Raw genomic sequence first — 17,786 nt, forward strand, 5'->3', positions numbered from 1 at the left:
ACGTCGCCCCCCGCCCCGATCCCGCGCAAGCCGTGCCGTGGGGTGTGCGGGTCGCCGCAGAGGCCGGCTGGCGGCTCCTCGTCCTCGCGGGCACCCTCTGGGTGCTGATGCGGATCATCAGCGCCGTCCAGCTCGTGGTGCTCTCGTTCGTCATCGCGCTGCTCATCACGGCGATGCTGCAGCCGACGGTGGCGCGGCTGCGGCGCCGCGGCGTGCCGCGCGGGCCGGCGACCGCGCTGACGGCGATGTTCGGCTTCGTCATCATCGGCCTCATCGGCTGGTTCGTGACCTGGCAGGTCATGGAGAACATCGACGATCTCTCGGGCCAGATCCAGGACGGCATCGACGAGTTGCGGAACTGGCTGCTGAACAGCCCCTTCCACGTCACGGACAAGCAGATCAACGAGATCGCCAAGAACCTTCGCGAGGCGGTCGGGGCGAACACCGACCAGATCACCTCCGCGGGTCTGGAGGGCGTGACGGTCGTCGTCGAGGCGCTCACCGGGATCCTGCTGGCGGTCTTCTCGACGCTGTTCCTGCTCTACGACGGCAAGCGGATCTGGGAGTGGACGCTGAAGCTGGTGCCGGCGGCGGCGCGCCCCGGCGTGGCCGGGGCAGGTCCGGCGGCGTGGCGGACGCTGACGGCGTACGTGCGGGGCACGGTGCTCGTCGCGCTGATCGACGCGATCTTCATCGGGCTGGGCATCTACTTCCTCGACGTGCCGATGGCCGTGCCGCTGGCGGTGTTCATCTTCCTGTTCGCCTTCATCCCGCTGGTGGGCGCGGTGGTGTCCGGGGCGCTGGCGGTGGTCGTCGCGCTGGTCACCCAGGGGGTGTTCACGGCGGTCATGACGCTGGTGGTGGTGCTCGCGGTACAGCAGATCGAGGGCCACATCCTGCAGCCGTTCATCCTGGGGCGGGCCGTGCGGGTGCATCCGCTGGCGGTGGTGCTGGCGGTGGCGTGCGGGGGCATGGTCGCCGGGATCGGCGGTGCGGTGGTCGCCGTGCCGCTGGTGGCGGTGACGAACACGGTCGCCGGGTATCTGCGGTCGTATGCGCAGAAGTCGGCACTCCGGCACTCCGTGCGACCGCGCGGGGCCACGGCGGTGAGCGCGGAGCCCACCCCGCAGACGCCCTCGGATTAGCCCCGGAGCCCGGGACAGCGGCAGGGCCCCGTCCACCGGTCGGGTGGGCGGGGCCCCGCGCGATGAGGCGTGTGGCCGTGGGTTACTCGGCCAGGACCGCCTCGGCGTCGAGCGTGACGCCGACCGCCTGGATCACGGAGGCGATCTTGAACGCCTCCTGGACGACCTCGCGGTCGAGACCGGCCTTGCGCAGCACCTGCTCGTGGGAGTCCAGGCACATGCCGCAGCCGTTGATGGCCGAGACGGCGAAGGACCACAGCTCGAAGTCGACCTTGTCGACGCCCGGGTTGCCGATGACGTTCATCCGCAGGCCGGCGCGCAGGGTGCCGTACTCGTGGTCCGACAGGAGGTGACGGGTGCGGTAGAAGACGTTGTTCATCGCCATCACCGCGGCGGCGGCCTTGGCGGCCGTGTACGCCTCCGGCGACAGGTTCGCCTTCGCCTCCGGCTCCAGCTCGCGCAGCACGATCGGGGAGCGCGAGGCGATCGCCGTCGACAGCACCGTGCCCCACAGCTGCTGGGGAGGCAGGTCGGAGTTGCCGATGACCGAGCCCAGGTTGAGCTTCAGGTCCTTGGCGTAGTCCGGTATGGCGGACTTCAGGGCATCCAGCGACATGTCAGATCACTCCCCGGAGAGCAGCGCGACCGGGTCGAGGGTCTCGTCGCCCTTCGACCAGTTGCAGGGGCACAGCTCGTCCGTCTGGAGCGCGTCCAGGACCCGGAGGACCTCCTTCGGGTTACGGCCGACCGAACCCGCGGTCACCATCGAGAACTGGATCTCGTTGTTCTGGTCCACGATGAACACCGCGCGCTTGGCGAAGCCGTCCTCGCCCTCGATGCCGAGGTCGCGCATCAGCTCGTGCTTGGAGTCGGCCATCATCGGGAACGGCAGGTCACGCAGGTCGTCGTGGTCCTTGCGCCAGGCGTGGTGGACGAACTCGGAGTCACCGGAGAAGCCGAGGACCTGCGCGTCGCGGTCCGCGAACTCCTCGTTCAGCTTGCCGAAGGCGGCGATCTCGGTCGGGCACACGAAGGTGAAGTCCTTGGGCCACGCGAAGATGACCTTCCACTGACCCTCGTAGGTCTTGTGGTTGATCTGCTGGAACTCCTTGCCCTTCTCCAGCGAGACGCAGGCGGTCAGGTCGAACTCGGGGAACTTGTCACCGACGGTGAGCACACACACTCCTTGCAGCGAAGAAACACCCGGATTGCGGGTGTTTCCCATGGGTTGGACTGTGTTGATGTTGGCACAGGCTCGATTGATTGCGGAAATAGCTACACTCGGTCGAGTTGATCGGAGGTAGTTATCAGTGACTGTCGGTAATAAGCGCAGGCAGCCCAGCCTCGCCCAGCTCCGCGCCTTCGCGGCGGTGGCCGATCACCTTCATTTCCGGGACGCGGCCGCCGCGATCGGCATGAGCCAGCCCGCCCTCTCGGGTGCCGTGTCGGCCCTGGAGGAGACACTCGGAGTGACGCTCCTGGAGCGTACGACGCGCAAGGTGCTGCTCTCACCCGAGGGTGAGCGGATCGCCGTACGGGCCAAGGCGGTCCTGGGGGAGGTGGGCGCCCTCATGGAGGAGGCCGAGGCGGTCCGGGCGCCCTTCACCGGGGTGCTGCGGCTCGCGGTGATCCCGACGGTCGCGCCCTATCTGCTGCCGACGGTCCTGCGGCTCGTCCACGAGCGGTACCCGCACCTCGACCTCCAGGTGCACGAGGAGCAGACCGCCAACCTGCTCGACGGCCTGGCCGGCGGCCGGCTCGACCTCTTGCTGCTCGCCGTTCCCCTGGGCGTACCGGGCGTGACCGAACTGCCGCTGTTCGACGAGGACTTCGTACTCGTCACCCCGCTCGACCACTGGCTCGGCGGCCGGGAGGGCATCCCGCGTCAGGCACTGCGCGAGCTGAACCTGCTGCTGCTGGACGAGGGCCACTGCCTGCGCGACCAGGCCCTGGACATCTGCCGGGAGGCCGGCCGCGACGACGTGCCGGTCACCACGACCGCCGCGGGCCTGTCCACCCTGGTGCAGCTCGTCGCGGGCGGGCTCGGCGTCACCCTGCTGCCGCGCACCGCCCTCAAGGTCGAGACCTCCCGCAGCAACCAGCTTCTCACCGGGTACTTCGCCGACCCGGCCCCCACCCGCCGGGTCGCGCTGGCGATGCGGGCGGGGGCCGCGCGCGGCGGGGAGTACGCGGAGCTGGCCGCCGCCCTGCGCCAGGCGCTCCGGCCGCTGCCCGTACGGGTCGTCGACCGGAACGCCTGACCTGACGGCCCGTGGTGTGGCCCTACTCCGTCCGCAGCCTGTCCGTACGGGTCGTCGGCCGGACCGCCTGACCTGACGGCCCGTGCGGCCCTACTCCGTCCGCAGCCCGTCCGGCCGCGTCAGCTTCAGCAGCGGCGGCAGGCTCAGCAGCGTCACCACGAGGACGACGCCCGCGCCGATGCCGGTCATCGACAGCACGCTCTGCCAGTCCACCCCGACCGAGGTGTTCGTCATCCGCAGCAGGACCGCGCCCAGGGCCATGCCCACCGTCGCGGCGAGCAGCAGGCCGAGACCGATGGGGATCGCCGTCTGCCACAGCACCGACAGGCCGAGGGTACGGCGCCGGGTACCGAAGGCGACCAGGGACGACAGCAGCTTGCGGCGCTCGCGCAACTGTTCCAGCTGCGAGACCAGCAGACTCGCCCCGATCAGGGCCAGCACACACGCGGCTCCGACGGACAGGCCGGTGCGGATGGCGGCGTAGCGGTCGTCGCTCTCGATGCTGTGCCAGGTCATCGGCTGGGACGTCGGGTCGAGCCGCGCGGCCGTGTTGCGCACGTGGTCGTAGGCGTCCGGCACCGAGGGGTCCACGCTCAGGAAGAGCCGCGTGGAGATGAGCACCTTGAGCTTCCCGGGCAGCGCGCCGGGGGTGATCAGGAGGCCGCCGCGCTCGTACCCGGTGGGGTCCTCGCGGGACTCGGCCTGCCGGATGCCCCGCGGAACGGTCCAGGAGACCGTACGGTCGCCGGCGCGACCGGATTCCTCTGATTCGGCCCACAGGGGCGTGCCGGGCACGGCCAGGCGCTCGCTGTCGCTGTCGTACTCCGAGCCCTTGGCCGCGAACACGTCACCGTCGCGGCAGCCGGGGAGCGTTGCGACTTCACGCAGCGACACGCAGTCGGCCACGGTGATCTGGATGAGGGCGTCCGCCTCGCGCCGGTCGCCGAGATGGAAATCCGACAGGGTGGTGACCTTGCGTACGCCCTCGGTGTCGCGGTACTGCGCGGCGACCGGGGCGGCGTCGCTGCCGTCCGGCACGTCCACGCTCATCTGGGCCCGGGAGACGTCGTACTGCGACGCCCTGGTGTAGTTGTCCTCCACCCCGGCGAACAGCATCTGCAGCGCGATCGCCCCGGCCACCGCCACGGCGATGCCGTTGACCATACGGGCCGCCACACCGCTGCTCAACTGAAGTCGGCGCACGGCCAGTTGCCAGGCGACCCCGCCCGGACCGAGCCGTGCGACGACCGTCTCCACGACCCAGGGAAGCAGCGCCGTGACACCGATCAGGAGCAGCATCACGCCGCCGACGACCAGGTACTGGTTGAAGTCCCCGCCGTCGTTGCCCTGCCCCATCATCGGGTAGAGCAGCGCCAGTCCGCCCAGCGGCAGCAGCAGCCGCCACCACAGCCGGCGCCGTGAGGGCTTGGCCGTGCGCACCACTCCGAGGGGCTCGATGACCACGCCCCGCAGCGCGAGGATCGTCACCAGGACCGCGGCCGCAGGCACCGCCAGTGCGACCAACACGGCCAGCAGGGGAGAGGGGTTCAGATAGCTCGGGAACACGCTGACGCGGAACACCTCGACGGATGCCGCCAGTTGCCGTCCGAGGAGGAAGAACCCGGTGCCGAGGACGAGCCCCAGCACGGAACCGGCGAGCGCCTCGCCGGCGGCGATCCGCCGGGTCATCCGGCTGTCGGAGCCGACCAGCCGCAGCGCCGCCAGCCTGCGGTCGCGCCGCTCGCCGCCGAACCGTACGGCCGCGGCGATGAACACGGCGACCGGCATCAGCAGCACCACGAAGACGACCAGGACCAGCAGGAGCAGCACCGGGTCCCAGGGGTCGGACGACCCCAGGTCGTCGCTGCCGAAGTGGTCGATCCGGGCGCCGCTCGCGGCGCCGTCCAGCAGCTTCGCCAGCCCCTTGCCGCCCGCGAAGTAGGCGAGTTCCTGCGAGCCGACGAGCCCCTGCTCGCCGATGGTGCCGGAGACGCGGTAGTCCAGCCGTTCCCGCAGCAGCTTGCCGTCGTCGGAGTCGAGCAGCTCCTTCAGCGCGGGGGAGACGACCATCTCGCCCACCGCCGGGAACTCCGAGACGCCAGGCGGCAGCGGGGCCTTCGGGCCGTCCGGCTCCAGCAGCCTGCCACGCACGTCCAGGTTGCGGAACGTGGTGTCCGCGTCCACGACCACCAGCGTGTCGTCGGCCTTCGGTATCTTCTCCTGGCTGAACGTGTGGTCGCTGCGCGCCTCCTCGCGCCGGTCCCGTTCCGCCAGCGCACCCGGGATGGCGGTGGTGAGCAGCAGCAGCGCCACTCCGAGCCCGACGCCGACGGCCGTGAGCAGCGCCCGGGTCCACCCCTCGCGTCCACCGGCGAAGGCGAACCGGACCCCCATGCCCAGGTCCCGGCTCCACTGCCTGACGCTCATACGACGCGCTCCATGTCACGGGACTTGCCGTCCCGGACGACGACCTCGCGGTCGGAGTACGCGGCCACCCGCGCCTCGTGGGTGACGAGCACCACCGCCGTGTTGGCCGACCGGGCGGCGTCCGTGAGCAGTTCCATCACACGCTCGCCGTTGAACGAGTCGAGCGCGCCGGTCGGTTCGTCGGCGAAGACCACCCGCGGGTTCGTCACCAGCGAGCGGGCCACGGCGACCCGCTGCCCCTGACCGCCGGAGACCTCGCCGGGCCGCTTCTTGCGGAGGTCGTCGACCTCCAGCCGTTCCATCCACGCCAGCGCCGTCCGCTCGGCCTCCCTGCGGGGCGAGCCGTTCAGCCGCAGCGGCAGCGCGACGTTCTCCACGCAGGTGAGTTCCGGTACGAGCTGCCCGAACTGGAACACGAAGCCGAACTCGGAGCGCCGCAGCGCACTGCGCTCGGCGTCGCTCATCGCGGTCACCTCGCGCCCGTTGTACGTGATCGACCCCGAGTCCGGCATGACGATCCCGGCCAGGCAGTGCAGCAGGGTCGACTTGCCCGACCCGGACGGGCCCATCACGGCGACGACCTCGCCCGGATGGATGGAGAACCCGGCACCGTCGAGGGCGGTCGTCGGCCCGTACACCTTGCGCAGGTCCTGGGCGGTGAGGAGCGAACCAGCGGGAATCGTCACCGGGTCACCGCCTCACGGAGCTTGTCCAGACGGGCCGCGGCCAGCTCCAGCCAGCGCAGGTCCGCCTCCAGGTGGAACAGCGCGTGGTCGCAGATGAGCTGGTCGGCCAGATCGCCCTTGCGCTTGCGGTCGGTGAGGATCCGCATGCTGCGCAGGTGCTCCGAGCGCTGGTTGTCGAGGATGTCACCGGCGTCGCGGTGGGTGAGCAGGGCCAGGACGACCTTCGTGTAGAGGGTCGACTGGAGGTAGGGCTCCGGCTTCTCGGGTGTGGCGAGCCAGCGCGCGACGTCGGTGATGCCGGCCTCGGTGATCGCGTACCGCTTGCGCTCGGGCCCGTCGCCCGCCTCGATGCCGTCGACCTCGACGAGCCCGTGCTTCAGCAGACGGGACATCGTCGAGTAGACCTGGCCGTAGTGCAGTGGCCGGTCGTGACCGAACTTCTCGTCGAAGGCCCGTTTCAGGTCGTAACCATGACGTGGGCCGGACTCCAGGAGTCCCAGGAGAGTGTGACCGATGGACATGGGCAGGACTGTACACGGGGTGTATACGCGGCATGTATACGCCGCGGGTGCAGCGCATGGCGTGGGGTGCGGCCGTGCAGGTCGGAGCGTGTTGTCACGGTTCCGCAACAGCCGTCCGGCCGGGTGTTCAGGCCGGCGGAGGGCCGGGGGTGGAGCCCCCCGGCGGCCGCCCCCGGCGGGGCAGCGGCCCGGTCTCCCGCGGCAGCCGCCCCGCCTCGGCCAGCGCCTTCCGCAACAGGAACTCGATCTGTGCGTTGGCCGACCGCAGCTCGTCCCCGGCCCACCGCGCGAGCGCCTCGTACACCGCCGGGTCCAGCCGCAGCAGCACCTGCTTGCGCTGCTGCTGCGGCCGGCGCTGCGGGCCCTGGCCTTCGGGAGGGACCGTCACTGGTAGAGGGACCCGGTGTTGAGGACCGGCTGCGCGGCCCGGTCACCGCACAGCACCACCATCAGGTTGGAGACCATCGCCGCCTTCCGTTCGGAGTCCAGCTCCACGATGTCGCGCTCGGTGATCCGGGCGATCGCCGCCTCCACCATGCCCACCGCGCCGTCCACGATCTGCCGCCGCGCCGCGACCACCGCTCCGGCCTGCTGTCGCTGGAGCATCGCCGAGGCGATCTCGGGGGCGTACGCCAGGTGCGTGAAGCGGGACTCGATGATCTGCACGCCGGCCGCCTCCACGCGGGCGTGCAGCTCGACCGCGAGCTTCTCGGTGATCTCCTCGGCGTTGCCGCGCAGCGAGAGCCCGTCCTCCTCGTGGGCGTCGTAGGGGTACTCGATGGCGATGTGCCGCACGGCCGCCTCGGTCTGGGTGGAGACGAACTCGATGTAGTCGTCGACCTCGAAGGTGGCCTGGGCGGTGTCCTCGACGCGCCACACCACGACCGCGGCGAGTTCGATGGGGTTGCCGTAGGCGTCGTTGACCTTCAGGACGGCTGTCTCGTGGTTGCGTACGCGCGTCGAGATCTTCGTGCGGGAGGTGAAGGGGTTCACCCAGCGCAGGCCGTCCTGCCGGATCGTGCCGCGGTAGCGGCCGAAGAGCTGGACGACCCGGGCCTCGCCCGGCGCCACCATGTTCAGCCCGCACATGGCGAGGAACGCCGCGAGCGCGACCAGGATGCCGCCGATGATCAGCCCCGCCTTGGCGCCGCTCGCGTCCACCGAAGGAGCGAGCGCGATCAGCCCCGCGCCGGCCAGCAGGCCGAGCAGGCCGAGCAGCAGGGCCAGCCCGCCGCCGATGCTGTGCGCGCTGAACTCCCGTACGCGTGGTGCCGGCATCTCGGGCACATCGGCGGTGACGTGCGTGTCGTGTGCGGACATGGGTGGTCCCCCGTTCTTCTGTCGAAGCCACTCCTGCATAGCTTCTCTCTATCTAAGTGATATCACTTTATCGCGTCCTGGCAACCCTTTGCGTGTCTCGTACGTCGGTTCCGTTGGGATGGGTGCTGATTGTCACGTCCGCAAAGGGCCGGATCGGCAGCCCTATCTCTTATCTCCCGGTGTTAGCTTTCTGAGCTGACCTGAGCGGCGAACCTGTGTGACGCGTGAGCACACATGAACGAAGCGGAGCGGATCGGACCCATGGGACGAGCGGAAGAGAGACGCGCCCGACAGCGCGGTGGGCGCCGGGCGGCACCCAAGAGCCGCCGTTCATCGGCCACGGCCGGGAAGAGCGGCATACGCAGGCTCTTCACCTGGAAGAAGATCCTCGGCACCTTCCTCGGCCTGTGCCTGCTGGGCATGGGCGCCTTCATCGTGCTGTACATGGTGATCGACATCCCGGAGGGGAACGCCGACGCCAAGCTGCAGAGCAACGTCTACAAGTACAGCGACGGCTCGCTGCTGGCCCGCGCGGGTGACCGCAACCGCGAGATCGTGGGACTGGCCGAGGTGCCCAAGCCCGTCCAGAAGACCTTCGTCGCCGCCGAGAACAAGACCTTCTACAAGGACGCCGGTGTCGACCTCAAGGGCACGGCCCGCGGCCTGCTCAACACCGTCTCCGGCAAGGGCGCGCAGGGCGGCTCCACGATCACCCAGCAGTACGTCAAGAACTTCTACCTGACGCAGGACCAGACCGTCTCGCGCAAGCTGAAGGAACTGGTCATCTCGCTCAAGCTGGACCGGGAGAAGTCGAAGGACTACATCCTCGCCGGCTACATCAACACCAGCTACTACGGCCGTGGCGCCTACGGCATCCAAGCCGCCGCGCAGGCCTACTACCGCGTGGACGCCAAGACCCTGACGGTCGAGCAGGGCGCCTACCTCGCCGCGCTCCTCCAGGCGCCGAACCAGTACGACTGGGCGATCGCCACCGACACCGGCAGGAAACTGGTAAAGGCCCGATGGAACTACGTCCTGGACAACATGGTCCAGCAAGGCTGGCTCGGCAAGTCCGAGCGGGAGGCCATGAGGTTCCCGACCCCCGAGAAGCCGAAGGCCGACCCGAGTCTGGGGGGCCAGACCGGCTACCTGGTGAAGGCTGCCAACGCCGACCTGGAGAAGCAACTGGTCGCCCAGGGCGCCGCCGAGGATGAGAAGCAGGCGGAAGCGCTGGTGGACCGGGGCGGCTGGACCGTCACGCTCAACATCGACAAGAAGAAGCAGGCCGCGCTGGAGAAATCCGTCCGGCAGCAGCTGACCAGCAAGCTCGACCCCGACAAGCGCAAGGTCGACGGGAACGTCCAGGCCGGTGCCGCGTCCGTGAACCCGAAGACGGGCGCCTTGGTCGCCATGTACGGCGGAGTGGACTACTTCAAGCACTACATGAACAACGCGACCCGTTCCGACTACCAGCCGGCCTCCACCTTCAAGCCGGTCATCCTGGCCGCGGCCCTGGAGGAGCAGGCGAAGACGCAGGACGGCAAGCCGATCACCGCGAGCACCGTCTACGACGGCACGAGCAAGCGCCCGGTCGTGGAGGACGGCCGCAAGGTCGGCTTCGCCCCCGAGAACGAGGACGACCGGAACTACGGCCCGATCTCCGTCCAGACGGCCATGAACAAGTCCGTCAACTCGGTCTTCGCGCAGATGGGCGTCGACGTCGGCATGTCCGAGGTGGTGGACGTCGCCGGCAAGCTCGGCATGGACACCAAGAACATGGAGGCCGTGCCCGCGCAGACGCTGGGCAGCATGGGCGCGAGCCCCCTGCAGATGGCCGGGGTCTACGCGACGCTCGACAACCACGGCAAGAAGGTCACCCCCGCCCTCGTGAAGTCGGCCGAGCACCTGAACCGCACGGTCACCATGCCCGACCCGGTCGGCGACCAGGTCATCAGCCGGGAGGCCGCCGACTCGGTCACCTCGGTGCTGACCGGTGTGGTCGACGACGGCACCGCCCAGCAGTCCGTGGCCAACAACCCTGGCCGCGACGGCCAGCAGGTCGCGGGCAAGACGGGTACGTCCGACAACAACAAGTCGGCCTGGTTCACCGGCTACACGCCGAACCTCGTGACCTCGGTCGGCCTGTTCGGCGAGGACGCCAAGACGCAGGCACAGGTCCCGATGTACAAGGCGGGCGGCGAGCCCCGGGTCAACGGCGGCGGGTTCCCGGCGCAGATCTGGGCGGCGTACACCTTCGGCGTGATGGGCGACGTCAGCAAGTTCGACCTGGAGACCCAGCAGGGCGCGGCCGTCCAGCCGACCTTTACGCCGACGCCCACGCAGGAGCCGACCAAGGAGCCCACGCAGGAGCCGACGACCGACGAGCCGTCGTCGTCCCCGCCGCCGACGACGGAGGAGCCCTCGACCTCTCCGCCACCGAGTCCGTCGACGACACCGCCCACCTTCACCCCGCCCACGGCCCCGCAGACGACACCGCCGGACGACGGCGGCGGTGACCCGTTCGACCCGGTCAAGCCGGGCGAGGACCCGTAGGAGACGCCGAAGGGCGCCCGGTGAACACCGGGCGCCCTTCGCTCGTCCCCACGGGCCTCAGTTGCGGTTGAGCTCGAACCAGACCACCTTGCCCGTGCTGAGCCGGGTCGCACCCCAGCGCCGGGCCATCCGGTTCACCAGGTACAGCCCGCGGCCGCCCTCGTCGGTGGCCCGGGCCTGGCGCAGCCGCGGCAGCTGCGGCACGTCGTCGCCGACCTCGCAGCGCAGCACGTCCGTACGCAGCAGACGCAGCGTCACCGGCCGGGAGGCGTACCGCACGGCGTTCGTCACGACCTCGCTGACGAGCAGCTCCACGGAGTCGCTGAGCTCCTCCAGGCCCCAGCGCTGCAATGCGCGGCGGGCCAGCCGGCGGGCCCGGCCGGGGGCGGCGTCCTCCGGCTCCAGGAACCAGTACGCCACGTCACTGGGCGCGATCCCGTCGAAGCGGGCGGCGAGCAGCGCGATGTCGTCGTCCCGGTCGCCCGGGCCGAGCATGTCGAGCACCTCGTCGCACAGCGCTTCCAGGGGCGGCGGATGGTCCGGCCCGGTGAGCTGCGCGACCGCGGCGAGCTTCTCCCGCAGCTGCTCGATGCCGGTCCACACATCGCGCAGCCGCGACTCGACCAGGCCGTCGGTGTAGAGCAGCAGGGTCGCCCCGGCGGGCGCGTCCAGCTCCACGGCCTCGAAGTCCACGCCGCCGACGCCGATCGGGGCACCGGCGGGCACGCGCAGCACCTCGGCCCGGCCGCCCAGGTGCAGCAGGACGGGCGGCGGGTGACCGGCGTTGGCGATGGTGATGCGGTGCGATACCGGGTCGTACACGGCGTAGAGGCAGGTCGCCATGCGGTCCACGCCGAGGCGCTGGGCCTGTTCGTCGAGGTGGTGCAGGACCTCCTGCGGCGGCAGGTCCAGGCCGGCGAGGGTCTGGGCCGTGGTGCGCAGCTGGCCCATGATGGCGGCCGACGTCATGGAGTGGCCCATGACGTCACCGACGACCAGGGCGACCCGGCTGCCGGGCAGCGGGATCGCGTCGTACCAGTCGCCACCCACCCGGGCCGTCTCCGCGGCCGGCAGGTAGCGAGAGGCCAGCCGCACACCCGTCGGGCGGGGGAGCGTCTCGGGCAGCATGGTGCGCTGCAGCTCGTCCGCGATGTAGGCCTCGCGGCCGTACAGCACCGCCTTGTCGATGCCGAGGGCGCTGTGCGTGGCGAGCTGGGCGGCCACCAGGAGGTCGTCCGGCTCGAACGCCATGCGCTCGGGCCTGCGCAGGAACAGCGCCGCACCGATGACCCGGCGCCGGCCGCGCAGCGGGGCGAGGATCGCGCGCTGCCCGTCCGGCACGCCGAACTCGCCGTCTTCACCGAGCAGTTCCGGCAGGGCGGCGCGGGCCGCCGGAGCGTCCGTGAACACCGGGCGCACACCGCGCAGGACCTCGGCCAGCGCGCTGCCGGGCCGCACCTCGCACAGCTCCGCGCCGACCGTGTCCAGCTCGTTCGGCTCGGGCTGCGCGGCCGGCAGGAAGCCGTTCTCCGTGTCGCGCTCCGCCGGTATCCGGTCGGTGCGGCGCAGCCGCAGCACCAGCGGGCCGGTGGGCCGCTCGTCGCCGACGGGCAACGGGTCGCGCAGATAGACCAGGATCGCGTCGGAGAAGGTGGGCACGGTGGCCCGGCACAGCCCCATCACGATCTCGTCCAGGTCGATGCCGCGGGCGATCCGCCGGGTGGCGGCCCCCACGAACCTGAGCCGGTCGCCGTCCCGCCGCATGGGCGTGGGCCGACCGGGCGGCAGGCTCTGGCCGCTGCGCCGTTCCTGCCCGTCGGTGTCCACCGCCGACCGGCCCTGTTCGTCGGCCGGCTGGACCGGAATGCCCTCGGGGGCGGGGCGCGGCCGAGGCGTCTCGCGCTCGGCGGTCTGCTCGGCACCCGGCTGGGAGTGCTCGGAGGCGGGGTCGCTCACAATGTCCTTGCCCTTGCCGAACGGCGTGGAGGTGCCCGGCTCCGACGTGCCCGGCGTGCTGTGTGCCGTCGTGACCGGAACGGTGACGTCGCCGCCGGGGCGGCCCTGTACCGGTAAGGCGCCGGCGCCTGGCGCACGCGCCGGTGTCGGGGTATGCACGAACGCCCCGCGGGGATCCGCGGGGTCGACGCCCGTCTGGGGGCGTTCGAACGAGGTCGGCTGCTCCGTCACGCGTGTCGCATCCATCCGTCCGGGGCTGCGCGCCGCGCGCGCAGTTGGTCCCGCCGAAACTCCGATACCCGGAATACGTGCCCCAGGAACGGAATTCCCGCGTGGTCAGAGGTTGTTCCTGTGCCACCGGCGGACCGTCTGCGGCCCTCAAGGGCCGTCTGACGGCCCCTGGGGCCCGTGGCGCAGGCCCTTCCGGTGTTGCCCTCGTACCCCTCGCTCACGTCCTGCCGCCCCTCGGTGACGATCGGTCAAGCCCAGCGCGTGCTCCGGTAGTTGCCACCGCGCGCCCTTGCGGAGGACGATCCTACGTTTCTTGCCCGGGGGCGCATCAAGGGTCTCATGAGGACACATGCGCGGGCGTACGATCCCAGTCCTCCGGCAGTGACGGTACCGCCCAGGACGGATCCGGGCGCCACTGCTGCCAGCCTTCCGAGAACGGAGGCCCCCAGGCGCGGATCACCTCCACCGCATCCCGCCCAGCCTCTCGCACCTTTTCCGCCTGTTGGTCGCCCATCAGCCCGTCCCGCCGGGCCTGGGCGAACTCGTCCTCGTCCCTCCAGTGCCAACTTCGGTCGGGATGGACGGAGATGTCCAGGAAATGGTCGACCGAGTCGACGCCGCCCGCCCAACGGGTCAGCGGCTCCTCCAGGTTCACGTACCAGTTCTTGAACCGCCAGCCCGGCTCCCAGAACAGCCACACCGACCAGGGCTCGCCGGGCCGGGCCAGCTTCAGCACACCCGTGCCGAACCACCGGTCGCGCTGCACGGTGCGCGGCTTGGTGTAGCGCGACTCCAGCGGTTCCAGGTGCACGGGCGTGCCGTCGGCGAGCACGGGCTTCACACACTCGGTGCCGGGCGCCAGCCATACGGCGAGCAGGTCCGCGTCGTCCCGGACGACGGTGACAGGACGCGCGATGTGCACGTGCGTGCCGCCGTTCTCCCGGTACCGCCACAGGATCCGGCTCCCGGGCGCCCAGAAGCCTGCCGCACCACCCGTTTCCACGCGTCTCACCGCTTCACCGTCTGCCATGAACAGATATTAGGTGCCGTAGGCACCCGACGCTGCGGCGCGTGTCACGGTTCATGCGCCGGGCACACGCCCGCGTCCAGTCGTCACGGGTGTGTCATCCGCAGGACATCCAGTGCCTCGTCGAGCTGCTCCGCGGTCAGGTCCCCGCGCTCCACGTAGCCGCCGTCCTGCACGACCTGACGGATCGTCTTCCGTTCGGCCAGCGCCTTCTTCGCGACCTTCGCGGCCTCCTCGTAGCCGATGTACTTGTTGAGCGGCGTGACGACGGAGGGGGAGGACTCGGCGTACTCCCGCGCCCGCTCGCGGTTCGCGGTGATGCCGTCCACGGTGCGGTCGGCCAGCAGCCGCGTCACGTTGGCGAGCAGCCGGACCGACTCCAGCACGTTCTTCGCGATGACCGGCAGCATCACGTTCAGCTCGAAGTTCCCGGCGGCGCCGGCGGTCGCGACGGTGGCGTCGTTGCCTACGACCTGTGCGGCGACCATCAGCACGGCCTCCGGAATGACCGGATTCACCTTGCCCGGCATGATCGAGGAGCCGGGCTGGAGGTCGGGCAGAGCGATCTCGGCGAGGCCGGTGCGCGGCCCGGAGGACATCCAGCGCAGATCGTTGGCGATCTTCGTCAACCCGACCGCGATGGTCCGCAGCTGCCCGCTGGTCTCGACGATGCCGTCCCGGGCGCCCTGCGCCTCGAAGTGGTTCCGGGCCTCGGTGAGAGGCAGCCCGGTGGTGCGGGCGACCTCCTCGATGACGGCGGCGGAGAAGCCGGGCGGGGTGTTGATGCCGGTGCCGACGGCCGTGCCGCCCAGGGGCAGTTCGGCGAGCCGGGGGAGGGAGGCCTGAAGCCGCTCGACGCCGTACCGCACCTGGGCCGCGTACCCGCCGAACTCCTGGCCCAGCGTCACGGGCGTGGCGTCCATGAGGTGCGTCCGCCCCGACTTCACGACGTCGGCGAACTCCTCGGCCTTGCGCTCCAGGGAGGCGGCGAGGTGCTCCAGGGCGGGGACCAGATCGCGCGTCACGGCGGCGGTGGCGGCGATGTGGATCGAGGAGGGGAAGACGTCGTTGGACGACTGGGAGGCGTTCACGTGGTCGTTCGGGTGCACGGCGCTGCCCAGGCGCTCGCTCGCGAGGGTGGCGATGACCTCGTTGGTGTTCATGTTGGACGAGGTCCCGGACCCGGTCTGGAACACGTCGACCGGGAAGTGCGCGTCCCACTTGCCCTCGGCGACCTCCCCGGCCGCCTCCTGGACCGCCCCGGCGATGTCCTTGTCCAGGACCCCCAGCTCGGCGTTGACCTTGGCCGCCGCCCCCTTGATGCGGGCCAGTGCCTCGATGTGCGCGCGCTCGATGCGCTGCCCGGAGACGGGGAAGTTCTCCACGGCCCGCTGGGTCTGGGCCCGCCACTTGGCGTGGGCGGGCACCCGCACCTCGCCCATGGAGTCGTGCTCGGTGCGGTACTCGGTCCTGTCCTGCTCGTCGGTCATCGACGATCACCTCCACGTGTCACAGCGTCAGCGCCGCGACCACTGTTCCCCGCGGAGGCGAATCGTCACCGCCGTTGTCAGGCGAGTCCGGGGCCGCGTACCGGAATGGAGGTGAAGGTCGGGGCCGGCGCGGGGTCCTGGAAGAAGTCGTTGCCCTTGTCGTCGACGACGACGAAGGCCGGGAAGTCCTCGACCTCGATCTTCCAGACGGCCTCCATGCCGAGCTCCTCGTACTCGACGACCTCGACCTTCTTGATGCAGTCCTGCGCCAGACGCGCGGCCGGGCCGCCGATGGACCCGAGGTAGAAGCCGCCGTGGGCGTCGCAGGCGGCCGTGACCTGCTTGCTGCGGTTGCCCTTGGCCAGCATCACCTTGGAGCCGCCCGCCGCCTGGAACTGCTCCACGTAGGAGTCCATCCGGCCGGCCGTGGTCGGGCCGAAGGAGCCGGACGCGTAGCCCTCGGGCGTCTTGGCCGGACCGGCGTAGTACACCGGGTGGTCCTTCAGGTACTGCGGCATCTCCTCGCCCGCGTCCAGCCGCTCCTTGATCTTGGCGTGCGCGATGTCGCGGGCCACGACCAGCGGGCCGGTCAGGGACAGCCGGGTCTTCACCGGGTGCTTGGTCAGCTCGGCGAGGATGGCGTCCATCGGCTGGTTCAGGTCGATCCTGACGACGTCGCTCTCGTCGAGGTGCTCGTCCGTCGTCTCCGGCAGGAACCGCGCCGGGTCCGTCTCCAGCTGCTCCAGGAAGACGCCCTCGGCCGTGATCTTCGCGACGGCCTGGCGGTCGGCGGAGCACGACACCGCGATGGCGACCGGGCAGGACGCGCCGTGCCGGGGCAGACGCACCACACGCACGTCGTGGCAGAAGTACTTGCCGCCGAACTGCGCGCCGATGCCGATCTTCTGCGTCAGCTCGAAGACCTTCTCCTCCAGCTCCTTGTCCCGGAAGCCGTGCCCGAGCTCCGAGCCCTCCGCCGGGATCTCGTCCAGGTAGTGCGCGGAGGCGTACTTGGCGGTCTTCAGCGCGTACTCGGCCGACGTACCGCCGACCACGATCGCCAGGTGGTACGGCGGGCAGGCCGCCGTGCCCAGCGAACGGATCTTCTCCTCCAGGAACTTCATCATGGAGGACTCGTTCAGGACGGCCTTCGTCTCCTGGTACAGGAACGACTTGTTTGCCGAGCCGCCGCCCTTCGCCATGAAGAGGAACTTGTAGGCGCCGCCGTCCGCCGCGTACAGCTCGATCTGCGCGGGGAGGTTGGAGCCGGTGTTCTTCTCCTCCCACATGGTGAGCGGAGCCATCTGCGAATAGCGCAGGTTCAGGTTCTTGTACGCGTCGTGGATGCCGTGGCTCAGGGCCTCCTCGTCGCGGCCGGCCGTCAGCACGTTCTGCCCGCGCTTGCCCATCACGATCGCCGTGCCCGTGTCCTGGCACATCGGCAGCACACCGGCCGCCGCGATGTTCGCGTTCTTCAGCAGGTCCAGCGCGACGAACTTGTCGTTGCCGGAGGCCTCGGGGTCGTCGATGATCCGGCGCAGCTGCGCGAGGTGGGCGGGGCGCAGGTAGTGCTGGATGTCGTGGACGGCCTCCTCGGCGAGCTTGCGCAGCGCCTCCGGCTCCACCTGGAGAAAGGTCCGCCCGTCCGGCCCCTCGACCGTGGAGACACCCTCGGAGGTCACCAGCCGGTAAGGCGTGGTGTCCTCTCCCTGGGGGAGCAGATCGGTGTACGCGAACTCAGGCATCTCGCCCATTCCTCACTCGACAGACGCGGCCCGCCTCCTTTGGCGGGCGCCAACAGCGTAGAACCTGGCTCCCGCGCCGAGCTTGTGAGGTAAGGCTCAGTTCGTCACACCCGGGCCGCTCTGTGAGGTGTCGCGATCTATCGTGTTTGGGTACGCTGCTGCCGTGGACCTTCAGAAGCAGGACCCTCAGCAGCCGGGCGCGCCCGCCGTCTCCGAGTTCCGCGCCTCCGACGCCGAGCGCGACCGTATCGCCGACATCCTGCACGACGCCCTGGCCGAAGGCCGTCTCACCGCGGACGAGCACGCCGAGCGCGTCGAAGGGGTGCTGCGCGCCAAGACGGTCGGCGAGCTGGAGGTCTTCATACGGGACCTGCCCGCGGCCCACCGCCAGGGCCCCGGCTCCTCCCCGGCTCCCGCCCCGCAC

Annotated in this window: 15 protein-coding genes; 4 read left to right on the forward strand and 11 right to left on the reverse strand. The window is 70.5% G+C overall.

What is annotated here, in order from left to right:
* The coding region (locus C1J00_RS20530) for an AI-2E family transporter (protein WP_102910527.1) at positions 1–1,145 on the forward strand (1,145 nt) is incomplete at its 5' end.
* Between the two features lie 82 nt (positions 1,146–1,227).
* Here the strand turns inward: C1J00_RS20530 and C1J00_RS20535 are convergent.
* Positions 1,228–1,761, reverse strand: coding sequence for an alkyl hydroperoxide reductase (locus C1J00_RS20535; RefSeq protein ID WP_102910528.1), 534 nt, complete (start codon positions 1,759–1,761; stop codon positions 1,228–1,230).
* A gap of 6 nt (positions 1,762–1,767) precedes the next feature.
* Positions 1,768–2,322 (reverse strand): peroxiredoxin, encoded by a 555-nt coding sequence (locus C1J00_RS20540; protein ID WP_031132607.1) that lies wholly within the window; start codon positions 2,320–2,322, stop codon positions 1,768–1,770.
* Positions 2,323–2,455: 133 nt separating this feature from the next.
* On the opposite strand from C1J00_RS20540, the gene C1J00_RS20545 reads away from it, so the two are divergent.
* Complete coding sequence (locus C1J00_RS20545; RefSeq protein ID WP_102910529.1) at positions 2,456–3,406, forward strand: hydrogen peroxide-inducible genes activator; 951 nt, start codon at positions 2,456–2,458, stop codon at positions 3,404–3,406.
* A 90-nt stretch (positions 3,407–3,496) separates the two neighbouring features.
* On the opposite strand, the gene C1J00_RS20550 is transcribed toward C1J00_RS20545, so the two are convergent.
* From C1J00_RS20550 to C1J00_RS20570, 5 genes are all read right to left on the reverse strand, one after another.
* A complete protein-coding gene (locus C1J00_RS20550; protein WP_102910530.1) occupies positions 3,497–5,833 on the reverse strand; it encodes an ABC transporter permease in 2,337 nt (778 codons plus the stop codon).
* Positions 5,830–6,519: an ABC transporter ATP-binding protein gene (locus tag C1J00_RS20555; protein ID WP_102910531.1), complete on the reverse strand. Its 690-nt coding sequence runs from the start codon at positions 6,517–6,519 to the stop codon at positions 5,830–5,832. Before C1J00_RS20555 ends, C1J00_RS20550 begins: the two co-directional genes overlap by 4 nt.
* Positions 6,516–7,040, reverse strand: coding sequence for a PadR family transcriptional regulator (locus tag C1J00_RS20560; RefSeq protein WP_102910532.1), 525 nt, complete (start codon positions 7,038–7,040; stop codon positions 6,516–6,518). Before C1J00_RS20560 ends, C1J00_RS20555 begins: the two co-directional genes overlap by 4 nt.
* Positions 7,041–7,167: 127 nt before the next feature.
* The gene (locus C1J00_RS20565) at positions 7,168–7,428 is read right to left on the reverse strand and encodes a type II toxin-antitoxin system antitoxin (RefSeq protein ID WP_102910533.1); all 261 of its coding nucleotides are present in this window, start codon (positions 7,426–7,428) and stop codon (positions 7,168–7,170) included.
* Entirely contained in the window at positions 7,425–8,360 is a 936-nt protein-coding gene (locus tag C1J00_RS20570) for an SPFH domain-containing protein (RefSeq protein ID WP_102910534.1), read from the reverse strand. The genes C1J00_RS20565 and C1J00_RS20570 overlap by 4 nt, the downstream gene beginning before the upstream one ends.
* A 261-nt stretch (positions 8,361–8,621) precedes the next feature.
* Between C1J00_RS20570 and C1J00_RS20575 the strand changes: the two genes are divergently transcribed.
* Positions 8,622–10,913 (forward strand): transglycosylase domain-containing protein, encoded by a 2,292-nt coding sequence (locus tag C1J00_RS20575; protein ID WP_102910539.1) that lies wholly within the window; start codon positions 8,622–8,624, stop codon positions 10,911–10,913.
* Positions 10,914–10,970: 57 nt separating this feature from the next.
* Here C1J00_RS20575 and C1J00_RS20580 read toward each other — a convergent pair whose 3' ends face one another.
* From C1J00_RS20580 to C1J00_RS20595, 4 genes are all read right to left on the reverse strand, one after another.
* Positions 10,971–13,115, reverse strand: coding sequence for a SpoIIE family protein phosphatase (locus C1J00_RS20580; protein WP_102910535.1), 2,145 nt, complete (start codon positions 13,113–13,115; stop codon positions 10,971–10,973).
* A gap of 322 nt (positions 13,116–13,437) precedes the next feature.
* The gene (gene fomD / locus C1J00_RS20585) at positions 13,438–14,130 is read right to left on the reverse strand and encodes a cytidylyl-2-hydroxypropylphosphonate hydrolase (protein WP_102910536.1); all 693 of its coding nucleotides are present in this window, start codon (positions 14,128–14,130) and stop codon (positions 13,438–13,440) included.
* A gap of 83 nt (positions 14,131–14,213) precedes the next feature.
* A complete protein-coding gene (locus C1J00_RS20590; RefSeq protein WP_102910537.1) occupies positions 14,214–15,617 on the reverse strand; it encodes a class II fumarate hydratase in 1,404 nt (467 codons plus the stop codon).
* 77 nt (positions 15,618–15,694) lie between these two features.
* Entirely contained in the window at positions 15,695–17,371 is a 1,677-nt protein-coding gene (locus tag C1J00_RS20595; RefSeq protein WP_102910538.1) for a fumarate hydratase, read from the reverse strand.
* Between the two features lie 154 nt (positions 17,372–17,525).
* Between C1J00_RS20595 and C1J00_RS20600 the strand changes: the two genes are divergently transcribed.
* On the forward strand, positions 17,526–17,786 hold a 261-nt coding region (locus C1J00_RS20600), incomplete at its 3' end, for a DUF1707 SHOCT-like domain-containing protein (protein WP_146046217.1).

This window comes from Streptomyces cahuitamycinicus (genome assembly GCF_002891435.1).
GTDB lineage: Bacteria > Actinomycetota > Actinomycetes > Streptomycetales > Streptomycetaceae > Streptomyces > Streptomyces cahuitamycinicus.

Excerpts from the sequence above, each read along its gene's own strand:
- C1J00_RS20580 (WP_102910535.1), bottom strand. The coding sequence starts at position 13,115 with ATGGATGCGACACGCGTGACGGAGCAGCCGACCTCGTTCGAACGCCCC.
- C1J00_RS20575 (WP_102910539.1), top strand. The coding sequence starts at position 8,622 with ATGGGACGAGCGGAAGAGAGACGCGCCCGACAGCGCGGTGGGCGCCGG.
- C1J00_RS20570 (WP_102910534.1), bottom strand. The coding sequence starts at position 8,360 with ATGTCCGCACACGACACGCACGTCACCGCCGATGTGCCCGAGATGCCG.
- C1J00_RS20535 (WP_102910528.1), bottom strand. The coding sequence starts at position 1,761 with ATGTCGCTGGATGCCCTGAAGTCCGCCATACCGGACTACGCCAAGGAC.
- C1J00_RS20595 (WP_102910538.1), bottom strand. The coding sequence starts at position 17,371 with ATGGGCGAGATGCCTGAGTTCGCGTACACCGATCTGCTCCCCCAGGGA.
- C1J00_RS20550 (WP_102910530.1), bottom strand. The coding sequence starts at position 5,833 with ATGAGCGTCAGGCAGTGGAGCCGGGACCTGGGCATGGGGGTCCGGTTC.
- C1J00_RS20590 (WP_102910537.1), bottom strand. The coding sequence starts at position 15,617 with ATGACCGACGAGCAGGACAGGACCGAGTACCGCACCGAGCACGACTCC.
- C1J00_RS20560 (WP_102910532.1), bottom strand. The coding sequence starts at position 7,040 with ATGTCCATCGGTCACACTCTCCTGGGACTCCTGGAGTCCGGCCCACGT.
- fomD (WP_102910536.1), bottom strand. The coding sequence starts at position 14,130 with ATGGCAGACGGTGAAGCGGTGAGACGCGTGGAAACGGGTGGTGCGGCA.